The following is a 24895-nucleotide window of genomic DNA, read 5'->3' as shown; positions in this document are numbered from 1 at the left end:
GACTCCTACGGCTGTCCGGGGACCGTGATGGCGGTGTTGCTGCCGGCACTGAGCGTGATGGTCACTTCCTGCCGGAAGGCCAGGCTGCTGCCCGGCGGGGCCGACTGTTTTGTCACCACGTTCTTGCCGATTCGCGGATCCGGTTTGGAGGTCTTCTGCCCGATCACGGGCACCAGGTTATTGCGCAGCAGCGCCGTAATGGCCTCGTTGACACCCAGCCCGCGGAGATCGGGCATCGACCGCGACGCGGCCACGCTGCTGGTCAGCGGATCGGCCTCCGGCATCGGCTCGGCCGGCAGGCCCTTGTGGAGGCCCTCCATGGTGTCCTTCCACACCGGGCCGGCCAGCTCGGAGCCGGTGAGGTCTCGGAAGGTCTTCCCGTAGGCTTTCACCTTCTTCAGCGGGTGCTGCGCGCCGCCGCGCGGATCGCCCAGCCACACCGCCGTCGCATACTGCGGCGTGACGCCCACAATCCAGTTGGCGGCGAAGTCGTTGGTGGTACCGGTCTTGGCGCCGGCTTTGCGCCCCTTCGGCATGCCCAGGACGCCCAGGGTGCCGGCGGGGTTGAACGGTTCCTTGAGCGCGTCGGCTACCGTGGCCGCCACCGAGGGATCGATGGCCTGGTGGCAGCCGGCTTCGGGAACCGGGATCTTCTCCCCGGTGTCGCTGCGGATGCCTTCGGTAATGGTGACCGGCCGGCAGAGCACCCCGCCGCTGACGAACGTGGAGTAGGCGTTGGCCATCTCCAGCGGCGATATCTCGTAGGACCCCAGAGCCAGCGACGCCTCCTTGCCGTGCAGTTTCTTGGTGGGGATGGTGGTGATGCCCAGCTTCTCGGCAAGCTTGGCCACTTCCTTCACGCCGGTCCGCTCGATCAGCCGCACGAAGTAGACATTCACCGACGCGCGAACCGCCTGGTAGGCATCGATGTTGCCGTAGTTCTTGTTGCCGTAGTTGTGGAAACCGCCCGGCGGGTTGTCCAAGCGGGAGTAGTAGGGGCCGTTGGCCAGCAGCTTCATCCGTGGCGAGATTCCTTGGGACAGCGCGGTGGCCAGCACAAGCGGCTTCATCGCCGAACCCACTTGGAAGGGGCTGTCGGCGAAGACCACTTCGGTCTTGCCTTTGCCCTCGCCCCACGCGCGGTTCTGCACCACTGCGGCAATGTGCCCGGTGCCGGGTTCGACGACGGCGGTGCCCAGCGCTACTCGGTTCTTGTTGCCCATCGCTTTGCTCACCGCTTTTTGCGCCGCGGCCATCGCCTTGCGGTCCATCGCCGTGGTCAGGGTCATGCCGCCGCGGGAGAGCCGGTCCGCGCGTTCTTCCTGGGTCTTGCCGAACGCCGGATCGGAGAGGATTTCGTCCCGGACCAGGTCGCAGTAGAACGGGTAATCGGAATCGGCGCAGCCGGACGGCACGGAGCCCGGGTCAAGGCCGAGCCCGCTCTGCCGCGCCGTTGCGGCTTCGTCCGGGGTGATCGCCCCGCGCCGCTGCAGCACGTTCAGCACGGTGTTGCGCCGGTCAAGCGCACGGTCCGGGTATGTCATCGGATCGTAGTAGACCGGCCCCTTGAGCAGGCCGACGAGCAGCGCCGACTGCGGCAGGTTGAGTTTGTCCGCCGTCGTGTTGAAGTAGATCCGGGCCGCCGCCTGGACTCCGTACGCGCGGTGGCCGAAGTAGACGGCGTTGACGTACATGTTCAGGATCTGGTCCTTGTCCAGCCGTTGTTCCAGTTGGACGGCGTACTTGGCCTCGCGGATTTTGGCGTTGTAGGTCTCGCCCACCGCTACCGACTGCTCGGTTTCGTCCCGCGCGTTGTTGACCAGGATGTTCTGCACCAACTGCTGGGTGATGGTGGAGCCGCCTTGGCGCTCGCCGCCCAGGGAGTTGGTGACCATGGCGCGGGTGACTCCCATCGGGTCCACGCCATGGTGTTCATAGAACCGGGAATCCTCGGTAGACAGCAGGGTGTCCCGGAACGTCTCCGAGACGTGGTCCAGGTCCACGTCGATCCGGTTCTCACTGTAGAAGCGGGCGAACTCCTTGCCGTCCTTGTCCAGCAGGACCGTGTGCTGCGGCAAAGCGGTGTCCATCGGCAACTCGCCCGGCAGTTCCTCCCACAAATCGAGGACGGAATCAGTGGCTGCCGAGAGGGCGATCGCCCCCGGTGCCACCAGCGAGCCGGCGCTGAGTGCCACCACGGCCACTGCCCCGGCCCAGGCGACGAAACGCACCGCGGTGCAGTGCCGGCGGTCCGGTGCGCAAGGCACCATCAGGTCGTCGAGCCCTAGCGTGTCCTTCCGGCGGCGCCACCATGGTTTCGGTTTGCTGCGCAGGTGAGCGGCGTCCCGGTCAGGCCGCGCCGGTGCTTGCCCGGCAGCCGCTGCCCCTGCGTCCCGGTTGGCGTCGTCGCCCTCCGGATCGGCCATTGATTCGTCCACCTGCGGTCCCCCGTCCCCCTAAGCAGGCCCCCGGACGTCCCCCAACGCCACCGATCCCAACCTGCCGACGAATTACCTCCGGGAAGCCGCTTGATGCACGCCGCCGCAACCAGAGGTGGTCTTAGCGTACGGCTTAACAGCCGTGCCGCAACCCCTTTTTCGGGCGGTTTGCGATCGCTGCAGAAATGTGACGCGGATTACCTTTTGTGACTGATGTGAAAGGTCAGATGTGGCCCGAAAACGTTGACAGGGCCGCTGCCTGGTACTACGGCAGCGGCCCTGTCGGCGAGGGTGGGGCGGGTATTAGCGGCGTGCCGCCGGGCGGAGCGAGCGGGCCTCGCGGTAGGCCTTGACCGTGGCCACCTGGTCCCACACGGTGACCGCCCAGATCAGTACGACGGCGGCGCCCTGGTACCAGCCCGGCTCACCTCCGGTAGCGGTGAAGAGTGCAGGGTCGAGCACCTCCTGGCTCAGGAAAGCGATGGTCAGGAAGACGGCGAAGGCAGCGTCAGCCACGATCATCGTGGCGAGCATCGCCGTCGACCATCTGCCGGAGGTTAGCCGCCAGGCTTCGATCAGTGCGAACACCATCAGGAAGCCGAGGTAGGCCGGAATCCAGCCGTCCCACAGGGCCGGGTTCAGGAATCCGCCGTCGTCGTTGAGGTGGCCCACGTAGAAGAAGGAGGTCGGCAGGAAAGGCAGCAGTGCCATGACGGCAAGGATCACCAGCGAGGCGACCGGCTCCGGACGGGCGATCTCCCGGACGGGCCGCTCGCGGACCAGGTCATCAACACTCCATCCGGACCGGGTGGCCGGTGCTGTGAGTTGGGCCTTGTCCTTCTCCGGCAGAATGCGTTCGGCCAGCGCCAGTAGGACAGTGACAACGGCAATGGCGATCAGAACCGCCAGGACGCCGTTGCCGACCATCACTCCGATCATGCCGCCGACCGCTGGCTCCGGAGTTGCCAGGACATAAACCAGGGCGTTCACCGCTAGGGCGGAGGCTGCCACAATCGGCAGCAGCCACGCCATCAGCCGGGTGAAGACAGGAAAAAGTTCGGGCCCGATCAAATACCGCGGCGATTCGCTGTAGCGCAGGGCCAAGCGTGAGGGATCGCCGAGTTCTTCAAGGGCCGCCCGCTCGGCCGCTTCGGCGGAGGCGGGCGACGCGTATTCGTCCCCGCCGAGCCGGGCGTCGGCCATGTCGGACAAGGTGGCGGTGATCTCGCGGGCAATATCTGCCCGGCTGTTCTCGGGCAGGCGGCGCACCACCTGTGCGACATACTTTTCGGTCAGGGAGCTCATGCGGGATCGTCCTTCCACAGTGTGGTCAGGCTTCTGGTGAGGGCGGCCCATTCGTCGCGCAGTGAATCGGCCATCTGGCTACCGAGGTCGGTCAAGGTGTAGTACTTGCGCGGCCTGGCCTCGTCGGTGTTCCACTCCGCTTTGAGCAGTCCCTGTTTCTCCAGGCGCCGCAGCAGCGGGTAGAGGGTGTTCGCTTCGATCTGGAAACCGGCGTCGGCGAGGGTGCTGAGCAGTGCGTAGCCGTAACGCGGCGTCCGGCAGGCCGCTAAGCTCGCCAGGACGATGGTGCCGCGCCGCAGTTCCTGTTCGTGGGTGGCAAGCGTGGCGGCGTCGTCGGTGTCCATGTGTCACACCATAGCGTGTGACACACACTAATGCAACAGGTCCGCTGGTGGTCGTTGTCCGGCTGGCAGAGAGGTGCTGCCTGGATCCGGGCAGCAAAAACCCCGCCGGCCGTGACGGCTGGCGGGGGCATCTTGCGCGACTGTGCCCGCTAGACCCGTTGATGGACTGATACAGACCCTTCGGCCGTGACTTCAACGGGTTCTCCAACCCCCTGAAGGTAGACCAGGAATCCCTCGCCGTCCGCGCTCCGGCGGAAAGCAGCCAGGGCACCTACGTACTCGTCCCCGTTGGCGGTGGTCACCGAAACAACCCGGCCTATAGCGGTCGGCTTCAATGTATTGGCTGGGTTGGCCACTGTCCTACCTCCTGAACCCACGGATTTTTATGGACCAAGGCTACGCCCGTTATAGCGGGTGGAATCAGCCTGGTGGCGGGAGTTCCAACTCGGCCGTCCGCGGCTCGCCCCTCCGGAGGGTAGGGGCCCGGTGTGACCAATCAGATAGCGATCAGGCTGGACAGCACCGTCTGAGCAAGTGCTTCAATTAAAAGGAACTATTCGCGACGCCAGCACGAAACGGCGGGGGCCGAGCCGCCCGGATTTTGTGAGCCGGCCTGCGGGCCGGGCATCCTGGCTTATCCACAGGGCTATCACTACCTTCCCTAGGCCTTCGCGCGCCAGGAGCACCTCCATGGACTCGATGTACTACTACGACAACTACGGCCATACCCATACACGGCCCGCCCTGGTCCGGGTCTTCCCCGACGTCGCGCCCACTCCGCCGACTCCCGCCCCGCGCCGGTGGAATCATCCGGTCGGGCTCCTGCTCACCGCGATGGCCTGCGCGGTCGCGCTCACCTACATCCCGGTCCTTCCGCCCCTGATAGGGGTGTTCACCGGTCTGTTCGGTTTCGTCATTGCTGTCCTGAGCTTGGTCAGCCGGTGGTGGTGGTGGGCCGACAGCCGGGAACGTGCGGTTGCCGAGGGTGTGTGGGTAGCCCGTCAGTCCGGCTACAGGGCAGACGCGGACGGCGACCACCTGCGGTGGCTCGATCAGGACGGCAAGGTCAAGCGCGCGACGGTCGTCCCCGGCGACCGCGGCTGGAACCTGATGCTTTACAGTCTCGCTGCCGACGGCGCCCACCGTGGCTGACCGGCCGCTCTGGATCCCGGATCCGACGTCCCCGCTCCTATCACGAGGCTTTGAGAAACCGCGAGGAAATACAGACGCCTTCGCCACGCAGGTATAAAATTCCCCTAGAGAACCGAAGTGGGGCGGAAACGCCCGTTCGAAGCCGGTGCGAGAATGCCACGCTTTCGTTCTCGCCGCGATTCATGTCCTCCTGTCCGGCGACGCAATGAGCGCCGACGGCGGGTGCAACCGGCGGTTTGCGTAGCGAACCATCGCGGTGAGGACCGGCTTAGAGCCGGCTTCCTCACATATAGTCGAACACCTGTCATGGTCGAGGAGACTCCGGGAGCCTCGAGGTGCACGTCGATCGACTGGAACATAACTTCCGGTCGGCCCCTGAGCGAGGGCGCGGGGGAACGGCCTCTTCACCTTTGGACATCACATGCGACCTCTCGTCATTCGCAGTGCTATCGTCGCCGCGCTCGGCGGCCTGATCTTCGGTTTCGACACCGCCGTGATCTCGGGGACCACCGTAGCGCTCGCCCAGGAGTTCAACCTCAGCCCGGCGGGCCTCGGATTCACCGTGGCCACCGCGCTCATCGGTACCATCCTGGGCGCCCTGACTGCTGGGATACCGGCGGACAGGTACGGGCGCAAGAAAATGCTCTTCGTGATCGGCGCGCTGTTCGTGGTCGGCGCGGTGGGCTCCGCACTGGCTACGGACCAGATAATGTTCATCATCTTCCGGTTCCTCGGCGGTGTCGGGGTGGGCATGGCCAGCGTGTGCGCCCCGATCTACACTGCCGAGATTTCTCCGGCCGCCCACCGAGGGCGTCTGGTGGGCCTGGTCCAGTTCAACATCGTGCTGGGCATTTTGCTGGCGTATCTGTCGAACTTCCTCATCCGGGCAGCACTGCCTGCCGATGTTGCTTGGCGCTGGATGTTCGGTGTGATGGCGATTCCGGCGATCGTCTTCCTGCTCCTGCTGTTCACCGTGCCCGAAACGCCACGCTGGTTGATCAGTGCAGGCCAGGACCAGAGGGGCAGCGAGATCGCGCGCCGGCTGACCTCCACCCAGGCCGAATTCGACTTGGAGATCAGTGAGCTCCGCGCCTCGCTGGCTGCAGCCGAGAATGCCCCCAACGTCCCGTTCTTCACCGCCCAGCACCGCAGGGTCATCCTGATGGCCGTGGCCATCGCCGCGTTCAATCAACTGTCGGGCATCAACGCGATCCTGTACTACGCCCCCGAGGTGCTCATCAGGGCGGGTGCGTCCACGGACGCCGCCTTCCTGATGGCGGTGGCAGTGGGCGTGATGAACCTCATCGCCACCATGGCTGCGCTGGCAGTTATCGATCGGTTCGGACGGCGCCGGCTGATGCTGGTCGGGTCGATCGGCTACCTGGTCAGCCTTGGCTTCCTCGCCGCCGTGATGTTCTACTACGAGCCGGTCTTCACGCCTACCTCCAGCGTCCTCGTGCTGGTCGGCCTGCTGGTGTTCATCGCTGCCCACGCCTTCGGCCAGGGCGCAGTGATTTGGGTGTTCATCTCCGAGATCTTCCCCAACCGCATCCGCGGCCGCGGCCAGTCGCTGGGCAGCCTGACCCATTGGGTGTTTGCGGCAATCACCTCGTGGGCGTTCCCTCCGGTGATCGTGCTACTGGGCGGCGGCTGGGCCTTCTCGCTCTTCTTCATCTGCATGATCGGGCAGCTGATCTGGGTCCTGAGGGTAATGCCGGAAACCAAGGGCGTGCCGCTGGAAGAGATGGAAGAACAGCTCGGGGTCGCCCACTGGCGCACCACCGCCTGAGCAAAATATAGGAGGCAGCCCATGAAAAATCCCCAGGTCCTGTCCCTAGGCGAGGCTCTCATCGACGTGGTTCGGCACGACGGAAAGTCGGAGGAGCATGTAGGGGGTAGCCTGCTAAACGTCGGCTGCGGCTTGGCACGGTTGGGCCATGACACGACAGTTGGAACGTGGTTCGGTCGAGACAACAGGGGCGAGCGCATTGTCCAGTGGGCACGCGCCGCGGGCGCCCGGCTGCACGAGGGCAGTGACAGGGCCGAACACACCTCGGTGGCTTATGCGACGCTGGACGCCGCAGGCAGCGCGTCCTACGACTTCGACCTGACCTGGCAACTTCCTGCCCTGGAGGACCTCGACGCTGTCAACCACCTGCACACCGGGAGCATTGCGGCAACTCTCGAACCCGGTGGCAGCCAGGTGCTGCAGACCGTGCGCGCCGTCCGGGACCATGCCACCGTTTCCTACGACCCAAATGTCCGTCCCGCGCTGATGCACTCCCCGGAGGCCACGAGGCGGCGCATCGAGGAGCTGGTCTCGCTCTCGGACCTGGTTAAGGCGTCCGATGAGGACATCGAATGGCTCTACGCGGGGAAGCCGCTGCAGGCGGTCATACGACGCTGGCGCGACTTGGGGCCTGCCATGGTCGTGATCACCCGTGGTCCGTGGGGAGCATGGGCGGCATTGGGGTCGGACAGCGACATGCTGGTCGTGGACCAGATGAACGTCGAGGTCGCCGACACCGTAGGCGCCGGCGACTCCTTTATGGCCGGGCTCATCTCCGGGTTGCTGGACGCCAACCTGCTCGGCGGCAGCCAGGGACGCGACCGGTTTCGTCAGGCTCGCTGGGCCGACGTCCAACCGGCCCTCCACCGGGCCGTCGCCACCTCAGGCCTGACCGTCAGCCGGCCCGGGTCCTACGCTCCGGACCGGGCCGAGGTGCAGGAGATGATTGCCCACCCGCCGGCATTCGACGACTGACATGCGGGCGTAGATCGGCGCAACAGCGCGCAACCGATCGGAGCGCATCGTATTGGCGGTCGTGCGCCGGCGATCTTTGCGGAATCCCGGTACGCGGGAAGGTGTGCTTTCGTGCCTGAGTGGATCGTATTCCAGGTGGTGCGCCGCATCGCGATTCTCGGCACGGACACCGAGCGGCCGTCAGCCGACGTGAACCCACGGTCGTTTGGTGACGTCGTGTTCTGCTTCGCGCAGCACCTCGCGCGTCACGGGTGCGATCTCGCCCTCGCCCAAGAAGAGGAAACGCAGGAGGTTGATGACGGGGTTTCCCTCGGTCCAGCGGAAGTAGATGTGCGGCATCAGGCCGGTGACGTCCCTGATGTGAAGCAGCACGGAGGCGATCGTGTTCGGGACCACGGGCCCGTGCACTTCCAGGATGGGGTAGCCGTGCCGGATGACCCCGCGGACCTCCAGTGCTGTTTCGAAGTCGGAGGAATCGTCCACGATCACTTCCAGGAACAGTGCCTGCTGGTCCACGGGCAGGTGGCTGACCTCGATGGCCGAAGTTAGTTTGTCCCGGTAGGCATCGGCGCTCAGGCGCTGGGGCTCGTGGGCGATGATGCCGATGGGCCCTTCGTCGGCTTTCGCGACGAATTCCAGTGCCTGGCGGTCAAGGTGGACGTGGGTCGCGTGGAGTTCGAAGGAACGCAGGATCCGGGAGAGCAGCGAGATAACGATGATGCCCAGGATGAAGAAAGTGGCGATTCGGATGCCTTCGGGCCGTTCGAAGATGTTGGTGATCGTGGTGTAGATGAACACCAGCGCGATGGTCCCGAAACCGGCTGTTCGCCGGTGTTGTTGACGTCGGCGGGCCGAAAGCGTGACGGCGATGGCTGCGGAGGTCATCAGCACGAGCACGCCGGTGGCGTAGGCGCCGCCCTGGGCATCGACGTCGGCCTTGAAGAGATAGGTGATGAGGAACCCGATCAGAGTGAAAACCAGCACCAGCGGTCGCACGGCCCGGGCCCATTCGGGGGCCATTCCGTATCGGGGCAGGTACCGTGGGACAAGGTTGAGCAGCCCTGCCATGGCGGAGGCGCCGGCGAACCAAAGGATGGCGATGGTGCTCAGGTCGTATATGGTGCCGAAACCGTTCCCTAAGTATTCATGGGCCAGGAACGCCAGGGCCCGGCCGTTGGCTTGGCCGCCGGGCTCGAATTCCTGGGCCGGGATCAGGATCACGGTGGTGAAGCTTGTGGTGATCAGGAACGAACTCATGATGACGGCAGCCGTTGTTAGCAGGCGTCTGGCACCCTTGATCCGGCCGGCCGGGTTCTGCTCGGTGTCGCCGGCATGTCCACGGATCTGCGGCATCACGGCCACTCCGGTTTCGAAGCCCGACAGGCCCAGGGCAAGCTTTGGGAAAACCAGCAGGGCGATGCCGACGACCATCCAGGGACTGCCATGTGAAGTGGTCAGGGCGAGCCACCAGTTCTCGACGGCGACCGGATGGGTGAGAGCTTCGACTACTGTCGTGGCAACCACTACTACGTTCAGGCCCAGGTATATGGCCACCAGAGCCACGGCGACGCGGATGGCTTCCATGAAGCCGTGAAGGAATACCGCCGCCAGCAGAGCCAGCAGGAACAGCGTGACAGCAACGTTTTGTCCCTGCATCCAAGCCGGGGCCAGGGGATTTTGGATCGCGTGGGCCGTAGCATCGGCGGCGGAGAGAGTCATGGTGATCATGAAGTCCGTGGCGGCGAACCCCAGCAGGACCAGAACCAGGAGCTTCCCGCCCCAGCGCGGCAGCAGCCGCTCGAGCATCGCAATGGATCCCTCGCCCCGGGGACTTTCGCCGGCCACTCGGCGGTAAACGGGAAGGGCGCCGAGCAGCGTGACGGCCACCAGCACCAGGGTGGCCAGCGGCGAGATCACGCCCGCGGCAAGTGCGGCGATGGCCGGCTGGTAACCCAAGGTGGAAAAGTAGTCGACGCCCGTCAGGCACATCACCTGCCACCACGCATGCTTCTTCAGGTGAGAACCGCCCACCGCGCCCGGCCCCTGATGAGAGCCCTTGGCATCCTGCAGGCCGAACAGCAGCCAGCTTCTGAATTTCTCCCCGGCCCCGGGGCCTGGCGCCGAGGGATCCACCGGGGGAATGCTGAGCGTGGTCATCTGATCCTCTCCGCAAATCACAGCACCGCGGTCACGGCGGCGACAACATCGGCCGCTCCGTGGTCCGCGGCAAGTCTGCTGCTCCAATGACACCACCGGCTGGGCCGTGCCGTAGCGGTCCTTAACGCTTTCTTTATGCGGACCGGCCGGGTGACAATTCGGCGGAGCTCTCGGGGAATACCCGGGTGGCCGGGCCGCCCGCCGCCGTCCACTGGCGTCTCTGGAACGATTCCAGGAGGCGTATCCCGATTCTCGGCTCCCGCTCCGCCATCGACTGGACCGGATCACCACCAGCCTTGGGCCCTACCCGGAAGAGACTGGCAGGCCTACTGTAATGCTTACCCAAGACGAGGGAAAGGAACGAGGATGTTCACCTTGCAGATTGGCTATCCGGTCCGGGACTACGCGGAATGTAAGAGAGTCTTCGACAGCGATCCCGCAGGCCGCGCCGCGTCGGGCGCCCGGTCTGTCCGGGTATTCCGGAATACCGCTGATGACGGCATCGCCGACAGCCAGGATTCTGGAGGAGGTGGCCCGCGAGGGTCAGGCCGCGGGCTGACCTACTAATCGACCAGGGTGAACAGCCAGACTTCACACGCCAGGCAAGCTGCGCGGCGCTGATCACACCAACGATGCTCTGTCCTTGGGTAGGCTGCGGGCATGACGTTTCGTCCAGCTTTCGGTGCCTTGGCCGCGACCCTGCTCCTCTCGGTGACGGCCTGCGGCCCACTCGGGATGTCCTTGGATGCAGAGGATACTCAAGACCAGCGCGACCCCGAAGAGTGGGCGAACCAGCAGTTCGGCGAAGAGCAGTGGCGAGCGCCCGGCGTCCACCGCGCCTCCGGTGGCATTGGGCCCGGCGCGGGCCTGGAGTTCACGCCGGAGAAGGCAGGCTGGTACAGCATCGGGATGGTGTGCGAGGGCGCAAGCTCCATGACCGTAACAATCACAGCGGCAGACGGTGACCTCGGAACCGGGAGCACTGACTGCGGTTCCGAGGTCACGACCACCATGGAGTTGCCCGTCAGCAAGGTCACGATTGCGGTCGAGAATGCCGAGGCCAAGGGCCTGTGGGCCCTTGCAGTGGCGCCGGCCGAAGCTCCCTAGCTCACTCCGGCCTGATAGGTGGACCGATCCGCCTCGGCATCGCAGCGACGGTGCGGTGAGCGGTATCCGAACTCGAGGCACTGCACGGCCGATTGCAATTCGTTCGGAACCCGATGACTCAGCCCAGGACTGTCCCCCCTCCGGTGCCGGAGGGCTTGGGATCGGGCAGTCGCATCATGCGGAAGGAGATCAGGAGGCCAGTGGCACTGGCGAGGATCGGAATGAGCAGGCCTATCTGCAAGGAGATGGGCCGGGCCTCGGTGTTGATCCGGATGATTTCGGCCTGGATCTCCGGTGTCTGACCGGCGAGGAGTTCAGCGAGTTGGGTGTTGCTGAGTACCTGGGCATCTTCTTCGAGGACCTGCGCGACCTGCTGCTGCTCGGCGGGCGGGAGCACCGTGCTTGACGTCGCCAAGCTGGTGAAAATGATCGAGAGCGACGCGAGCATGATGGCCCCGGCGAAGGCGAGCCCGAACGAGAGGCCGAACGAGCCAGCGGCCGAGTTCACGCCGGCGGCTTCACTGACGCGCTCGTCAGAGATGGGGGACAAGGTGTAGTTGTTCAGTTGCGACACCAGTAGCCCGAGACCGCACCCGGCGATGACCATCGGGACCAGGAGCCACCAGCCGGAGTCCGCGCGGGGCACGACCGGCAGGACCGCGAGCAGCCCCGCCATCAGCAGGATGAAGCCCCACCTGATGATGCTGGCCGGCCGTCGCGCCCCCGACATTTTGCCGGCGAGCAGGGCGATTGCGAACATGCTGAGCGAGAGTGGCGAAATGGACAGTCCTGCCTGCAGCGCGTTGTACTCAAGCACCATCTGGAGGTAGATCGGCAGCACGATCATGGTGCCGCCGAGGGCAATCTGCTGGAGCATCTGCTGCGTGGCGCCCAACCGGAAGGCGTGCGACCGGAACAGTCCCGGGTCCAGGAGTGTCGGCTTATGAAGGCGCTCTCGCCGCGCGAGCCAATAGAAAAGACTGACCAGGCCGGCGGCACCGACGATGATGAGGGCACCGACGGCCTCCCCGCCTTCCTGCCAGACCAGAATGCCGAGGACGACGCCGCCCATACCCACCACGGAGAAGACCGAGCCCACAACGTCGAACTCCCGGGGTCCCGTATATGGTACGTCGTGAACGATCTTGATGCCGGATAGGACAACTGCGATGATGACGGCTTCCAGCAGGAAGGCAACGCGCCAGGACAGGAAGGTGGTGATGAAGCCCCCGAGCAGGGGGCCGACGGCGGCTGCGATCGCCGCCGATGCCCCGACAAGGGCATAGACACGGGTCCGGGCGTCTCCGTCGAAGTTGCCATGGATGAGGGACTGCATGGCGGGAAGCAGGAGGGAAGCGCCGAGGCCGCCGATCAGTGCCCAGCATATAAGGATCGGCACAATGCTCTGGGCCACTGTCATCGCGATGGCGCCGACGGCATACCCGCAGAGCCCCAGGATATAGGCGCGTTTGCGGCCGATCAGGTCTCCCACTTTGCCGCCGATCAGGATGAAGGCGGCGGACACTAGCGCTTCCAGCGCGATTGTCGCTTGAAGGTCGCTGACGGTGCTGTTGATGTCCTTGACTACGGCGGAGATCGAGACGTTCATGATCGACGTGTCGACAACGAGCACGAACATGGCCATCGCCAGCAGCAGCGCGAGTCTTTGGTTGAACGGCACCGGCTGGGCGCCGGAGTTTGGCGGATTCATCGTTGGCCGCCGGTTCCGCCCGCGATGTGTGGATTCATTTTTGGGGCGGACATGTCGCCTCCTCAGGCGTCGCCCCGGCAGGTTCACCGCCGAGGGGCCGGTCCCGCGCAAAACATACAATCAACACCCTACCGACGGCGGAAAGGTCTGAACAGAGACCAAGGATCCGCCTTGCAATGCCGGTGCGGACAGGGCGACACCAGTTTGCAGGTTTCAACGGACACCCAGGGCCTCACTGCAGCATCTGCCGCGTCTCTCGCCAGCATGCGGCACGAGGGCACGCGGCCCGGCTTTCGGGCCGGTCGGGATCAGGCCACGACGAAGAACTTCAGGAAGGGCGACCGGGTCCGCCAAATGGCCGTGGACCCGTCCGTGAAGGAGTAGACACCCCCCGCGACGAGCATGATCTTCCCACCGTCGGGAGTTTCCAATTCCGCCTCGTCCTCGATGACGTGGAATGAGTCGGAGTCGTGGACGTTGTAGGGGACCTCTGCGCCGTTCTCGCTCCCGATTCTCCACAGCCCCGACAACGGCATAACTTCTCGGCCCCGCATGCCAAGTTCAGTCTTCGGCCCGGGCCTCGGTGTCGGTGTCGGATTCGGCTTCTGCCTCAAGCCCGATCTCGAGCCCGATGGCGAAGCCGAGCGCCTTTGCGAGGTCACTGGCGGCCGCCACGACACGGGGCGTGCCGACGATAGGCGCAACGGCGATGAGGACACCCTGGACATCCTCCAAGGTGATGCCGACCTCCATCGCGCTACCGGCGTTGAGCAGGTAGGAGGCGGGCGGGGCATCGACTGCCACGAGTGCCGCGATCCGAGCCAGCATCAGCTCCCGAGAATCGAGGTTGGAGTGATCGAGTGATGCGGTCGTGATCTCGACGAGTGTGTCGAGGACTGGGTTTTCTTCTTCGGCCATGGTCATGTCTCCATCCGGTTGCGGTGTTGTGTGCAGAGGGACGCGACGGAACCGAACGCCGCGGCTCGGCCAAACCTATTCCACCCAAGGAGAGGACGACATCACCCGCGGGGGATGAAGCTCGCGCCAGCAACCCGGCAGCCTCCGAAAAGTCTGCCAACACGATTGACGGTCGCGCCCCAATTTCCGGTATCGGCGGGTTGCGAGAGCACGGGCTGGCGCCAACAGCCGGCATGGCCGTTGTGTACCGAACGATACTTTCGGTGGATGAGAGGAGCCCGCATGTCGAAAACCGCCGCCTGGTTCACCGCAGCCGAAGTGGCGGCTGCTGTTATCGCAGCGCTTCTCTTCCTCGCTTCGATGCGATACTCCGTGGCGCCCGTCGACCCGCCGCTGCCCGTCCCCGACTATGAGCTGCAAGCCATCATCGCCTATGCCGGAAGCTTGCCCGCTGTAGCAATTTTCGTCGCAACCGGCGTCGCAGCTGACAAGAGCATTGACCGATGAGGGGGCATCGGCGTGATCGGCAGAGCTGTCAAGCCATCGGGCGGAGCAGCAAGACTTGGGCCCGTCCTTTTCCTTATTTGGAGCCTGACCTGAAGCATCTGCAGAGGGGGAACCGCAAAGGGGCAGATGGTGTGGCCTAACCGCGGTAGAAGGTCATCGACGTCATCTCCCAGCAGGAAATCCACTTTAGTTTCTTAGACCGAACGCGACGGGCACAAGGAGAGGCAAGAAGTCCGAGCATCATCGGAGGGCCGCCGACGTTACCGACGAACCCGGCGTGCGCGAACACTCATGGCTGGGGAGACCCTGCGGTCGGACTCCTGATTTCATCCTGTTGCGCCGCCCGGCAAAGCTGTTCCTGCTGTTCTTGCGGTGACAACTTCTTCCAGGATTCGGTCTGGGCCCTGATCATGCTTTCGGGCATGCCCATGTCGCGCATTTCTGCCGGCGACACCACGACGCTGTTCTCCGCGCCGATCATGGTGCGCTTGTCCATGTCGGCACCAGGGCCAGTGGCATAGTCGGGTGAGCATGCGGCGAATCCCTCGTTCACCTCGCCGTTGGTGCCGGCCGCTGTCGGAGAAGTCGGCTCCGTACCTGGCAATGAGGGGGCGGAAGCCGTTGGCTCGATCGAGGGCTCGCTCAAAAGCGAACCCGCACCCACAACCATTCCTGCCGTCAATAGCAAAACAGTGGTCAGTCCGACCGATGACCTTTTCAAGCAGAACCCCCATGCATCAGGCCCCTGTTGACGTGAGCGGGGCGACCAGTATCACCATCAGACTACGACAGAGCGGCATATAGAGCCTCCGGCACCTGCCTCTGGTCAGCCTCCGGATACGGAGGGCGGGCGACAGCCCGTCCCGTTCCCGCGCCTGCTGATCGGCCGGCAGCAGAGCAGTTAGGCTGGCGCTCAACTGACATAGTCTCGTCAGTTTGGGCGGCGGGTACCTGCCGGGAGACGACATCGGAAAACTGCTGGGTCGTGCACCGGATCAGTGTCTCCGCGAGGAGACGTTTTACGTTCAGACTTTCTAGCATTGATTCGGCTTGCAGGCTTCGGGTATGGAGAAGGACGGGCGCCAGTCCGTCCTATTCCGTCTGCTTGGCCAGGATTGGCTCTAGCTTTCCGGGCTGCTGATTGATACTTCGCCGGTTTTCAGGGTCTGTCTCAGACAGTCTGCGATTCGCTGAGCATCTTCTGCCGTTGCTGATGCCACAAGTTTGATGCCCAAATGCGAGGAAGGCATGTCCGCAGATTGAAAGGCTTCTTCAATGCTTCGGTCATTCACGCATTGGTCGTAGGGGCCGGATCGCGGACCGAGCACGCCTACATGCCACCGGTTCGATGTCCCATTCGTGGCGCTCGGGTCGGCATCGGCACCACTGGCCCCGCATCCCGCCATGGACATCACGAGGACGCCCCATAGCATTGCGGCTACGACCCAACGTCTCATCGTTCCTCCTGGCCCGCCCGATGGAATGAACATACCCGACCGCTTTGCTGGGCCGGTGACGGTTAGGCCAGTGAATAGGCAACGTCCTAGGCGGCGCTCCTGTTGACGTTGCGGCAGCCGGACTGGATGGGAGGGGGTCGCGTAGCTCCAGCGGAACGGCCACAGCTAAGCAGTTGTCGGTTATTAACCTTTTGGAAGTTATTGCTTCGCAATCTCAGAACACTTCCGACCCAACCGCGGCGCCATTAGCGTGAGACAAACGTTGCTACACGGGACAGGGGCACCATGCGGACGCTGACCAGGTTGATTGCTGGCGCTGCGGTACTGCTGGCGATGGCCGGCTGCACCAGCGGACCAAAGCCGGCACCATCGGAACCTGAAGGTTCCGCCGGTTCGACTGGTGCTGTTTCAACTGAAGCCGCCGCCAGCGATGTCGAAAGCCTGGCAGCTCAATCGACCAACAAGCATCTGTTGGCCGAAAAGGACGGCTACAAGTTCTACTCCCTGGTGCCCGTCAACCCCGAGGACGGCCGCCTCTGCGTGGTCATCCAGAGCGAAGGGGGTGCCGAAGGTCGTGGGTGCAGCGACTCCACCCCTTATGTGGGCACGGGGGTCGAAATCACCAACCTCGTGGAAGCGAAATTGGTATTCGCCGGCTACAACGCCGGTAAGGACCTGGCCGAAGGCTGGCGCTACCTGCACAACAACCTGCTGGTACGCGGGTTGAATGATCCCAAGTCCAGCAGCTAGGCACTCGATCTTTACCGCGTCTTCAGTGCATTTTTAGTGCATTTCCACTGCGCCGCGGACGAACGTGCGGGTGAAACCCTGATCCGCTGACACCGCAGGGGGTCGCGCGGCGCCAGCGGAGCGACCAGCCAGATGATCTTCACATAGGTGGCGATTGCCTCTTTTTGAAGGGCCTCATGTCCACTCTTCGTCGGAGACGTGCACGAGATGCCATCCATCCCAGCCCGGATGCTTGCGCACCTCCAGCGTCCGCAGGGGCGAGGTCGAGGTGGCCCGTACCTGTAGGCGCCAGAATTCGACGTCAACAATGTTGCGCTGGCCGCGCCCGGCAGGCATGTTTGCTTCCCGCCAGTAACACCGGCTGAACCAATGCAGCGGCTGGGCCGCTACCGGCCAAAGCCGGCCCTGCCATCGCACTGCCAACGGCACGCCTTGGGGCGTGAAGCGAATTTCGACCGGCTCATTGAGCGTTCGCTGGCCCGTTTGTTCCTGTACCGCTGTCATTGGTCTTTGCCGTCCTGTCGCCCAAAGCCGTCTTCCGTACCTGATCGTTTCGCCGCCGCACCGCGGACGCCCACACCGGCACGCAGGGCCCCACAAGGGACAGATCGCTCTCGCGAGGAACAGAACAACGAGAGGTACGAGGACCATGACGGTTCCCCAGATCAACGACGACGATGACCGTGGACGCTGGGACGACGAGGGCCGGGCGAAAAACGAGCATGCCTCCACAGCACATTCACAGTTCCGCCACAGTGCGGGCGTATGGCCGGGCTCGACGGTGGAGCTATGACGAGTAAACTTGAAAGAGCTCACCGTAGCCACCATCGTGAAGCAGCAACTCCGGCAGCCTGACCCCCGGCCCATTCCGCCGCCTGTTCAGCCGTGCCTTCCCCAACTCATTCCTCCGCCACAACCCCTATGGACGAACAGGCAGACACTAGGGCCGACCGCCGGTGTTGAATCATTCTCGTCGTCCTGCTGAATGCCCGATCCTCACGATCTGCAGCCCAAACTTGCAGCTTCATGGGTTCATTTGGGCAGAAAAGCGTTGCTCACTAATCTGGGCTCTAAGGAGTTTTGTCCAGTGAAAAAGCACGTGGACGACCTGCAGGAAGCTCCCCGTTCCACAACTACGACGAATTCTCCGGTTCCCGCTGCACCCTCGGCTCCGGCGGGGAACGGCTCTCTAGGCATGCCGGCCACGGATGTGGTCGCTGACCTGGAGCGCCGGCTGTCGGGCATTCTCGCATCAGTGGTGAAAAAGGACGACATTCCTGTTGCCGCCAACTTTTTCCAGGACCTGGGTGCGGATTCGCTGGTCATGGCGCAGTTCTGCGCCCGTGTTCGCAAGCAACCGGACCTGCCGTCGGTGTCGATCAAGGACATCTACCAGCACCGCACGATCTCGGCGTTGGCCGCTGCCCTGGCGCCGGCGCAAGAGGCACCGGCGCCGCAGATGCAGTTGCAAGTCCGGCTGGCCGAGGTGCTGTCCGGTGTGCTCGGCGGCAAGCCGGTTCCGGCGGATAGTCACTTCTTCCAGGACCTGGGTGCGGACTCGCTATTGATGGCGCAGTTCTGCGCCCGTGTGCGCAAGCAGCCGGACCTTCCGAAGGTGTCCATGAAGGAGATCTACGGCAATCCGAATATCTCGGCACTCGCCGCGGCCCTGCAGGTTCCCCCGCAGCAGGACAAGCAGGAGGAGCCTTCGCCAGCCGTGGCGTCGGTGCCGGAGACAACGCCGCCGATGGACGCGCGGACGGGGGAGTACATAACGTGTGGCGCTTTGCAGACGCTCGTCTATCTCGGCTACTGCTTGGCTGCCGGCCTGATGGCGGCCGTGTGGTACCAGTGGGTGTTCCCGGCCGCCGGGCCTGGCAACCACGAATGGTTGGAGCACGGTATGAGCTTCCTGGAAATCTACCTGCGGTCGACGGCCTACGCAGCGGTGGTGTTCGTGGCCCTGTGCATCCTGCCCATTGCGGCGAAGTGGATCATCGTCGGGCGCTTCCGTCCCCAGGAGATCCGCATTTGGAGCCTCGCCTACTTCCGCTTGTGGCTCGTCAAGACTTTGATGCGCACTTCGCCCCTCACGCTGATGACCGGTACCCCGTTGACGACCTTTTACCTGCGGGCCATGGGCGCGAAGGTAGGCCGCAACGTCACGATCCTGACCAACCGGCTGCCGGTCTGCACCGACTTGCTCACCATCGGGGAGGGGACAGTGATCCGCAAGGACGTGCTCGCCAACGGCTACCGCGCCCACGGCGGTGTCATCCAGCTCGGTGCGGTGACGCTTGGCCGCGATGTCATCATCAGCGAGGGCAGTGTCCTGGACATCGACTCGTCAATGGGAGACGACTCGCAGTTGGGCCACCGCTCCTCCTTGTACACCGGCCAAGCCGTGCCTGCGGGCGAGCATTGGCACGGTTCCCCGGGCAGGCGTACAGATGTGGACTACAGCAGGGTCGAACGGACACCCTACCGTCCGTGGCGCCGGGGATCGTTTGCCGCGACCCAGCTCGTCGCCGCACTCGGACTGGGCCGCATACTGGTAGGGCAGGCGGTGATCCTGTTCGTTCTGGCAGATCCGAACGTGGCGGCGCTCCTGGAGACGCAGGCTCTGGCGTTCACCAGCTGGGTCTTCTACGGCGACGCTCTTTTCTACGCCGGCTTGACCGTCTTTGGCGGGACGGTCGTTGGGCTGCTCCTGATCACGACCGTGCCACGGGTGCCCCAGCTCGCATTGAAGCCGGACACGGTGTATCCGATGTTCGGGCTGAGGCATGCCGCCGAGCGGGCGGTGGCGAGGATGACCAACAGCCGCATGTTTCCATCGTTGTTCGGCGATAGCTCATACGTCGTGAACTACGTGCGGGCCCTCGGCTACAAGCAGGGCACGGTCCAGCAGACCGGATCGAACCTGGGCACGATGTTCAAGCACGACAATCCGTTCCTGTCGGAGATCGGCACCGGCACGATGATCGCCGATGGGGTGTCGTTCATGAACGCCGACTATTCGGCGACTTCGTTCAAGCTCAGCCGGACGTCGGTCGGCGCGCGCAACTTCCTGGGCAACTTCGTGCTCTACCCGGCCGAAGCCAAGACCGGGGACAACTGCCTGTTGGCGACCAAGGTCATGGTTCCCATCGACGGACCGGTCCGCCACGACGTGGGCCTGCTCGGTTCACCACCGTTCGAGATCCCACGCTCGGTCCTGCGGGACGCCGTTTCCGAAGAGCATGCGGACCGCGCCACATTCCGCCGTGACCTCGCGGCCAAGAACAGGCACAATCTGCGTTCGATGGCCCTCTTGATGCTTGTCCGCTGGGTCCTCGCGTCGCTTGCAATACTGGTGTCGTTTGCCGGCCTCGAACTGTCGGACCAATTTGGTCTCCTGGCCCTCAGCGGATCGTTCGTCGTAATGCTCGTTGTTGGCGTGCTGGCCCCCATCGGCATCCAGCACCTCCTGCTCGGGACCCGGCGGCTGAAGCCTCAGCTCTGCTCCATCTATCACCCGTACTTCTGGTGGCACGAGCGGTACTGGAAGCTGCAGGCCAATAGCCGATACATGTCGATCCTTAACGGGACCCCCTTCAAGCCGCTGGTATGGCGTCTGCTTGGCGTGCGGATTGGCTCCCGGGTGTTCGACGACGGCTGCGCAATCCCCGAGCGGACACTGGTGACGATCGGCTCCCGCTGCACACTGAACGTCGGCACCCTGATCCAGTCCCACTCCCAAGAGGACGGGATGTTCAAATCCGACCACGACGTCATCGGCGACGACGTCACGCTGGGCGTCGGCGCACTGGTCCACTACGGCGTAACCATCGAAGACCGCGTCGTCGTCGCCGCCGATTCCTTCGTGATGAAGGGATCAACGCTCACCCTAGGATCCCTGTGGGGTGGCAACCCGGCCCAAGAGGCCCGTGCCGCCACTATGTCCACCTCCGCCGCTCTGGAGAGGCCTCTTTCATGAGGTCCTTTAAGTAGTTGGCTGCACAATCGCCGGCGAAGTGAAGCTCCGGGTCGGCTAAGGTGCACCCTGGGCACTTTCAGCCGACCCGGGACAACATCATTGAACCGGATGCGGGTTTCATTCCGTGGAATACGACGGTGCGCAGCCGATAGTGCCCCCAAGCTGCGATCACCTGTAGCCGAAACGCCACCTCAGCGACATCATCCGGACCGGCCGAGCCGTTTGAAGCTACTTCCAGCCCGGATCAGATGCTCCGCACGGCCGCTGATTGGCGCTCAGGCTGCAATCGGTAGCGCGCGCTGTGAGCCGTCGACAGCTGAATCACAGGTTGGTCACAGCCTCTCACAACAGAGCGCCCCAATGATTGGGTGCAGGCGACCCGGTGGCCCTCGGCGGGTTACTTCGAGTCCCATCGCAAAGGAAATAACCATGAAGGCAGACAACCAGCCAGCCGGCCGCGTTCCGGCACTCCGAGCAGTTTCCGTGGTTCGTCCTGGGCACGGCCGTGGTAACCGTCGTGTTGGCCTCGCTGGTAGTCCTGTGGTTCACCCGGATAGAAGCAATGGTTTTCCGACTGCTGGCGTCGCTGTAACCATTCCGACACCGCTGCCGCGCAGGTACTATTCGAGACAGGCCGCAGGAGAACGACTGATTGTTTCGCAGCCGGGCCACGTCCTACCAGTTTAACGACGACCTGTGAGAGAAACAGCCGATGCGGAATGTCAAGGTACCGCCCTTCCCGTCGACGGCTCCGCAGCTGGCCCAGGCCGGGTCGTCCCAGATGGGGTGGTCCTGGGCGGGAGCCAACACCAGCGGGTCTGTGGCTGGATCCGGCGCAGCGCAGCGTCGGGGACGAGGCCCACATCGTGGCAGCCCGCTTAATTCCTGGCCGCTGCGCGCCAAACTTCTGCTGGCCACGCTGACCCTGCTGGCCATCATGTCCGCAACGGTGGGGGTTGTCGGGTATGGAGTCATGAGTGTTTATCTGACCGGTCAGTTGGACCAGCAGCTCGAGGAAGCCTCAAACCGCGCCATCCGCTTCGGGATGCTATATCGCGGAGCGCCTGAGGCGGACTCCCGAGACCTGCTGAACATTCCCGCACAGGGCGCCGGCACCCTTAACGCCCGTATCCGCGACGGTGAGGTCAGGCGCGCCGGGCTGCTCTCGGCAGACGGACGCAGGCAGGATCTGCCTGCGGCGGATATTGCGATCCTCACCACCTTGGCGGTAAATGCGCCGCCGACTGACGCCCCGCTCTCTGTCGGCGAATACCGTCTGGTTGCCGACAGAGACCCGGAAGACGGCAGCAGCATCGTTACCGGACTGCCCCTGGCGGGCAAGGAGAACACCCTGGCTTCCCTGACGGCCACAACCGTGATCGTGTCCGGCGCGGGGCTGATCGCCACGGGGCTGCTGGGCATGGTCATCATCCGGCGGACGCTGCGCCCCTTGGAGGACTTGTCCGCCGTCGCCACCCAAGTATCGGAGCTTCCGCTGGATAAGGGCGAAGTGGCCCTGGCCGTACGTATCCCCCCGGATGCGGCCCTTCCGGTCACGGAGGTGGGCCGGGTAGGTCAGGCATTCAACCTCATGCTTGACAATGTTGCCAGTGCCCTTACAGTGCGCCAACAGAGCGAAACCAACGTAAGGCAGTTTGTGGCCGACGCCAGCCACGAGCTCCGGACACCGCTGACCTCGATCCGGGGATACTCCGAGCTGCTCCGGCTCACGGAGAAGCTCAGCCCGGAGGGCCGGCTGTCCTTGGAAAGGGTCGAGTCCGAGTCCAGGCGGATGACGTCCCTGGTCGAGGACCTGCTGCTGCTGGCGCAACTGGATGAGGGCCATCGGCCGCAGGAAAGCGAGGTCGACCTGACCCAGGTCGTGATCGAATCCGTCAGCGACGCCCAGGTTACAGCTCCCGCCCATGCCTGGCGGCTGGAACTGCCAGAAATGCCAGTGACCGTGCGCGGGGACGAGGGCCAGCTCAGGCAGGCGCTCATCAACCTGCTGGCCAACGCGTACCGGCACACCGATCCCGGAACCTCAGTGGTAACCTCCCTGTCCCAGGAACCGGGCGGCGGCGCCGTCGTCACTGTCGCCGACAACGGACGCGGCATTGCGCCCGATTTCATCGACCGGATATTTTCACGCTTTACCAGGCCGGATGCGGCCCGCTCGGGAGGAACGCACGGACTGGGTCTGTCGATCGCTGCGGCGATTGTCGCTGCGCACGGTGGTCGCATTGGTGTGCGCAGCAGGCCGGGTGAAACCGAATTCACCATCCGCCTTCCCGGTCCCGAACCGGGTCTCCGGCCCACAATCCTGCCGGATACCTCCTGACCAGGCCGGCGCTCTTGACCGGCATCCGGAACCGCGACGGTGAAAGGCATGCACATGAACGAAAACCCCGCACACTCCTTTGTGGACAGCCTCCCCCGGCTGAGGCACCCGGATGGAATGCCGATACGCGCACTCGTAGTCGATGATGAGGCAAGTCTCGCCGAGTTGGTCAGCCTGGGCCTGCGGATGGTCGGCTGGGACGTGTCCGTGGCGGCCGATGGCGACGCGGCTATCCGACTCGCCCGCGAACGCCGCCCCGATGTCCTGGTGCTCGATGTCATGATGCCCGGTATCGACGGAGTCGAGGCGCTCGGCCGGATCCGTGCCTTCGCACCGGACGTGCCCGCGCTGTTCCTCACCGCCAGGGATGCAGTGCCTGACCGGATCGCAGGTCTGGCCGCCGGAGCTGACGACTACGTAACAAAGCCCTTCAGCCTGGAAGAGGTGATGCTCCGGCTGCACCGGCTTGTCCAGCGATCTGGCGCAGCCGCGGCGGATAGCTCGACGTTGGTGGTCGGAGATCTGACCCTGAACCTGGATACCCGGGAAGTCATCCGCGCAGGGGAGGACATCCAGCTCACCACCACCCAGTTCAAACTGCTCCGGTTCCTCATGGAGAATCCCCGTCGCGTGGTGAGCAAGGCGCAGATTCTGGACCGGGTCTGGGACTACGACTTCGGCGGGCAGGCCAACGTTGTGGAGCTGTACATTTCCTACCTTCGCAAGAAGATCGACGTCGACCGTGAGCCGATGATTCACACCGTCCGCGGTGCCGGCTACGTCATCAAACCGGCAAACTGACTCCGGCGTCGGCCCTGTATCTGCCGGCCGTACTTTCGAGGACTTTTGAGTACGCCACTGAGTCACTCGTCCCATTGAAGTGGCGATGCCCCGGAATGGCCCAAAATCAATCCACGCCGCGTTAATGCCTCTGTGCGCGCCACTCTGTTGGGCAAAGAGCGCGGACAAAGCAAGCCACAGATCTTTCACAGCCGGCTCATAGTCAGACTGCTTACGGTCGGATCAGCAGGTCGGGAAACAGTCCGTGACCAACGTCGACTGATGGGAGGGGTGCCAAACAGTGTCTAATGACAATCTTCCCGCGACAGGTACTATCACCACGTTGGTGATCCGTGTCTGGCATGAAGCGATCAACGACGGCTTTCGTGCCCGAATGATCGCCACTTCACGTCGGGGCAAGAGTTCGGTGATTGTGGCGACATCGGATCCCGGACATGTATTGAGCGCGGCAGCTGAATGGCTCTCTGGCCTTCAGCCAGAGGCAACTGCATCTGCCTTTCCTGGACACAGCTTCTCCTCGGACTCAGTTCCGAAATAACAACCCCTCAGACGGGGAACGACTTCGATACGAAATCCGGCGCGGTCCTATGGGGTGACTCCAGCGCAGGCTAGTTTATTTAGTCGGACTGCTTGCTCAGCGCTGCCCAGGCTTGGAAACCGCCGATGAGGTCGGTCGCCCGGGTCAGTCCCAGCCGTTGCAGGGTGTGTGCAGCGAGGCTGGAGCTGTAGCCCTCATTGCAGACGACGACGATCCGCCGAGCTTGGTCGTCAGCGATCGGTAGCCGGTGGGGGCTGGAAGGATCGAGCCGCCACTCGAGAACGTTTCGGTCAATGACGACCGAACCCGGAAGATCACCGTCGCGGTCACGCTGATCGGCCGGTCGGGTGTCAACAACAAGGGCGCCCGCTGCCATCTCCCGCTCAAGATCCGAGGCGTGAACACGCTCGAGCCCGCTGCGGCTCTCAAGTAGTAATTGGTTGATCGTCAGAGTCCTGGGGGAATCGCTGGGATCTAAACTGCGCTGGCAGGTCGCGGCGCCGTCGTCGGAGATAGGACACTGCTTCACCGTTTTCCTCGCTTTGCCTGCTGATCGGTCGGTCGTTCCACTATGAAGCGAAATGATGAGCTACTTTGGTCGTCAATTTCAAGGGTATGGAGGGAGT

20 protein-coding genes are annotated in these 24895 nt (G+C 64.0%); 10 read left to right on the top strand and 10 right to left on the bottom strand.

What is annotated here, in order from left to right; genetic code table 11:
- Positions 1-5: 5 nt before the first annotated feature.
- The 3 genes from MNQ99_RS16400 to MNQ99_RS16390 all read right to left on the bottom strand — a co-directional run bounded on the left by MNQ99_RS16400 (position 6) and on the right by MNQ99_RS16390 (position 4087).
- Positions 6-2438, bottom strand: a complete 2433-nt coding sequence (locus MNQ99_RS16400) for a transglycosylase domain-containing protein (protein WP_241913691.1) — start codon at positions 2436-2438, stop codon at positions 6-8.
- A gap of 303 nt (positions 2439-2741) precedes the next feature.
- Complete coding sequence (locus MNQ99_RS16395) at positions 2742-3743, bottom strand: HAAS signaling domain-containing protein (RefSeq protein ID WP_241913690.1); 1002 nt, start codon at positions 3741-3743, stop codon at positions 2742-2744.
- The gene (locus MNQ99_RS16390) at positions 3740-4087 is read right to left on the bottom strand and encodes a PadR family transcriptional regulator (protein WP_127513326.1); all 348 of its coding nucleotides are present in this window, start codon (positions 4085-4087) and stop codon (positions 3740-3742) included. Before MNQ99_RS16390 ends, MNQ99_RS16395 begins: the two co-directional genes overlap by 4 nt.
- A 690-nt stretch (positions 4088-4777) precedes the next feature.
- Between MNQ99_RS16390 and MNQ99_RS16385 the strand changes: the two genes are divergently transcribed.
- The 3 genes from MNQ99_RS16385 to MNQ99_RS16375 all read left to right on the top strand — a co-directional run bounded on the left by MNQ99_RS16385 (position 4778) and on the right by MNQ99_RS16375 (position 8003).
- The gene (locus MNQ99_RS16385; RefSeq protein WP_241913689.1) at positions 4778-5239 is read left to right on the top strand and encodes a hypothetical protein; all 462 of its coding nucleotides are present in this window, start codon (positions 4778-4780) and stop codon (positions 5237-5239) included.
- A 421-nt stretch (positions 5240-5660) separates the two neighbouring features.
- The gene (locus MNQ99_RS16380) at positions 5661-7028 is read left to right on the top strand and encodes a sugar porter family MFS transporter (RefSeq protein WP_241913688.1); all 1368 of its coding nucleotides are present in this window, start codon (positions 5661-5663) and stop codon (positions 7026-7028) included.
- Between the two features lie 21 nt (positions 7029-7049).
- Positions 7050-8003: a carbohydrate kinase family protein gene (locus MNQ99_RS16375; RefSeq protein WP_241913687.1), complete on the top strand. Its 954-nt coding sequence runs from the start codon at positions 7050-7052 to the stop codon at positions 8001-8003.
- 180 nt (positions 8004-8183) lie between these two features.
- Here the strand turns inward: MNQ99_RS16375 and MNQ99_RS16370 are convergent, their stop codons facing one another.
- Positions 8184-10160, bottom strand: coding sequence for an APC family permease (locus tag MNQ99_RS16370; RefSeq protein WP_241913686.1), 1977 nt, complete (start codon positions 10158-10160; stop codon positions 8184-8186).
- A gap of 660 nt (positions 10161-10820) precedes the next feature.
- Between MNQ99_RS16370 and MNQ99_RS16365 the strand changes: the two genes are divergently transcribed.
- Complete coding sequence (locus tag MNQ99_RS16365) at positions 10821-11267, top strand: hypothetical protein (protein WP_241913685.1); 447 nt, start codon at positions 10821-10823, stop codon at positions 11265-11267.
- 118 nt (positions 11268-11385) lie between these two features.
- Here MNQ99_RS16365 and MNQ99_RS16360 read toward each other — a convergent pair whose 3' ends face one another.
- From MNQ99_RS16360 to MNQ99_RS16350, 3 genes are all read right to left on the bottom strand, one after another.
- Positions 11386-12978 (bottom strand): MFS transporter, encoded by a 1593-nt coding sequence (locus MNQ99_RS16360; protein WP_241913684.1) that lies wholly within the window; start codon positions 12976-12978, stop codon positions 11386-11388.
- Between the two features lie 308 nt (positions 12979-13286).
- Positions 13287-13514, bottom strand: coding sequence for a hypothetical protein (locus MNQ99_RS16355; RefSeq protein WP_241913683.1), 228 nt, complete (start codon positions 13512-13514; stop codon positions 13287-13289).
- A gap of 25 nt (positions 13515-13539) precedes the next feature.
- The gene (locus MNQ99_RS16350; RefSeq protein WP_241913682.1) at positions 13540-13896 is read right to left on the bottom strand and encodes a carboxymuconolactone decarboxylase family protein; all 357 of its coding nucleotides are present in this window, start codon (positions 13894-13896) and stop codon (positions 13540-13542) included.
- Positions 13897-14178: 282 nt separating this feature from the next.
- Here MNQ99_RS16350 and MNQ99_RS16345 point away from each other — a divergent pair, with 282 nt between their 5' ends.
- Positions 14179-14403: a hypothetical protein gene (locus tag MNQ99_RS16345; protein WP_241913681.1), complete on the top strand. Its 225-nt coding sequence runs from the start codon at positions 14179-14181 to the stop codon at positions 14401-14403.
- A gap of 289 nt (positions 14404-14692) precedes the next feature.
- Here MNQ99_RS16345 and MNQ99_RS16340 read toward each other — a convergent pair whose 3' ends face one another.
- Positions 14693-14899: a hypothetical protein gene (locus tag MNQ99_RS16340; RefSeq protein ID WP_241913680.1), complete on the bottom strand. Its 207-nt coding sequence runs from the start codon at positions 14897-14899 to the stop codon at positions 14693-14695.
- Positions 14900-16145: 1246 nt separating this feature from the next.
- Here MNQ99_RS16340 and MNQ99_RS16335 point away from each other — a divergent pair.
- A complete protein-coding gene (locus MNQ99_RS16335) occupies positions 16146-16610 on the top strand; it encodes a hypothetical protein (RefSeq protein ID WP_241913679.1) in 465 nt (154 codons plus the stop codon).
- Positions 16611-16784: 174 nt separating this feature from the next.
- Here MNQ99_RS16335 and MNQ99_RS16330 read toward each other — a convergent pair whose 3' ends face one another.
- Positions 16785-17114, bottom strand: a complete 330-nt coding sequence (locus MNQ99_RS16330; protein ID WP_241913678.1) for a hypothetical protein — start codon at positions 17112-17114, stop codon at positions 16785-16787.
- 145 nt (positions 17115-17259) lie between these two features.
- On the opposite strand from MNQ99_RS16330, the gene MNQ99_RS16325 reads away from it, so the two are divergent.
- The 4 genes from MNQ99_RS16325 (at position 17260) to MNQ99_RS16310 (ending at position 23731) form a co-directional block, all read left to right on the top strand.
- The gene (locus MNQ99_RS16325) at positions 17260-17403 is read left to right on the top strand and encodes a hypothetical protein (RefSeq protein WP_241913677.1); all 144 of its coding nucleotides are present in this window, start codon (positions 17260-17262) and stop codon (positions 17401-17403) included.
- Positions 17404-17697: 294 nt separating this feature from the next.
- Complete coding sequence (locus tag MNQ99_RS16320; RefSeq protein WP_241913676.1) at positions 17698-20589, top strand: Pls/PosA family non-ribosomal peptide synthetase; 2892 nt, start codon at positions 17698-17700, stop codon at positions 20587-20589.
- A 712-nt stretch (positions 20590-21301) separates the two neighbouring features.
- Entirely contained in the window at positions 21302-22930 is a 1629-nt protein-coding gene (locus MNQ99_RS16315) for a sensor histidine kinase (RefSeq protein ID WP_241913675.1), read from the top strand.
- A 54-nt stretch (positions 22931-22984) separates the two neighbouring features.
- Entirely contained in the window at positions 22985-23731 is a 747-nt protein-coding gene (locus tag MNQ99_RS16310) for a response regulator transcription factor (protein ID WP_127513315.1), read from the top strand.
- 617 nt (positions 23732-24348) lie between these two features.
- Here the strand turns inward: MNQ99_RS16310 and MNQ99_RS16305 are convergent.
- Positions 24349-24798 (bottom strand): rhodanese-like domain-containing protein, encoded by a 450-nt coding sequence (locus tag MNQ99_RS16305; RefSeq protein ID WP_241913674.1) that lies wholly within the window; start codon positions 24796-24798, stop codon positions 24349-24351.
- Between the last annotated feature and the right edge of the window lie 97 nt (positions 24799-24895).

Origin of the sequence: Arthrobacter sulfonylureivorans, assembly GCF_022637435.1 — a bacterium.
GTDB lineage: Bacteria > Actinomycetota > Actinomycetes > Actinomycetales > Micrococcaceae > Crystallibacter > Crystallibacter sulfonylureivorans.
The sequence above is the reverse complement of the archived record's forward strand: the minus strand, read 5'-3'. Positions and strand labels throughout refer to the sequence as shown.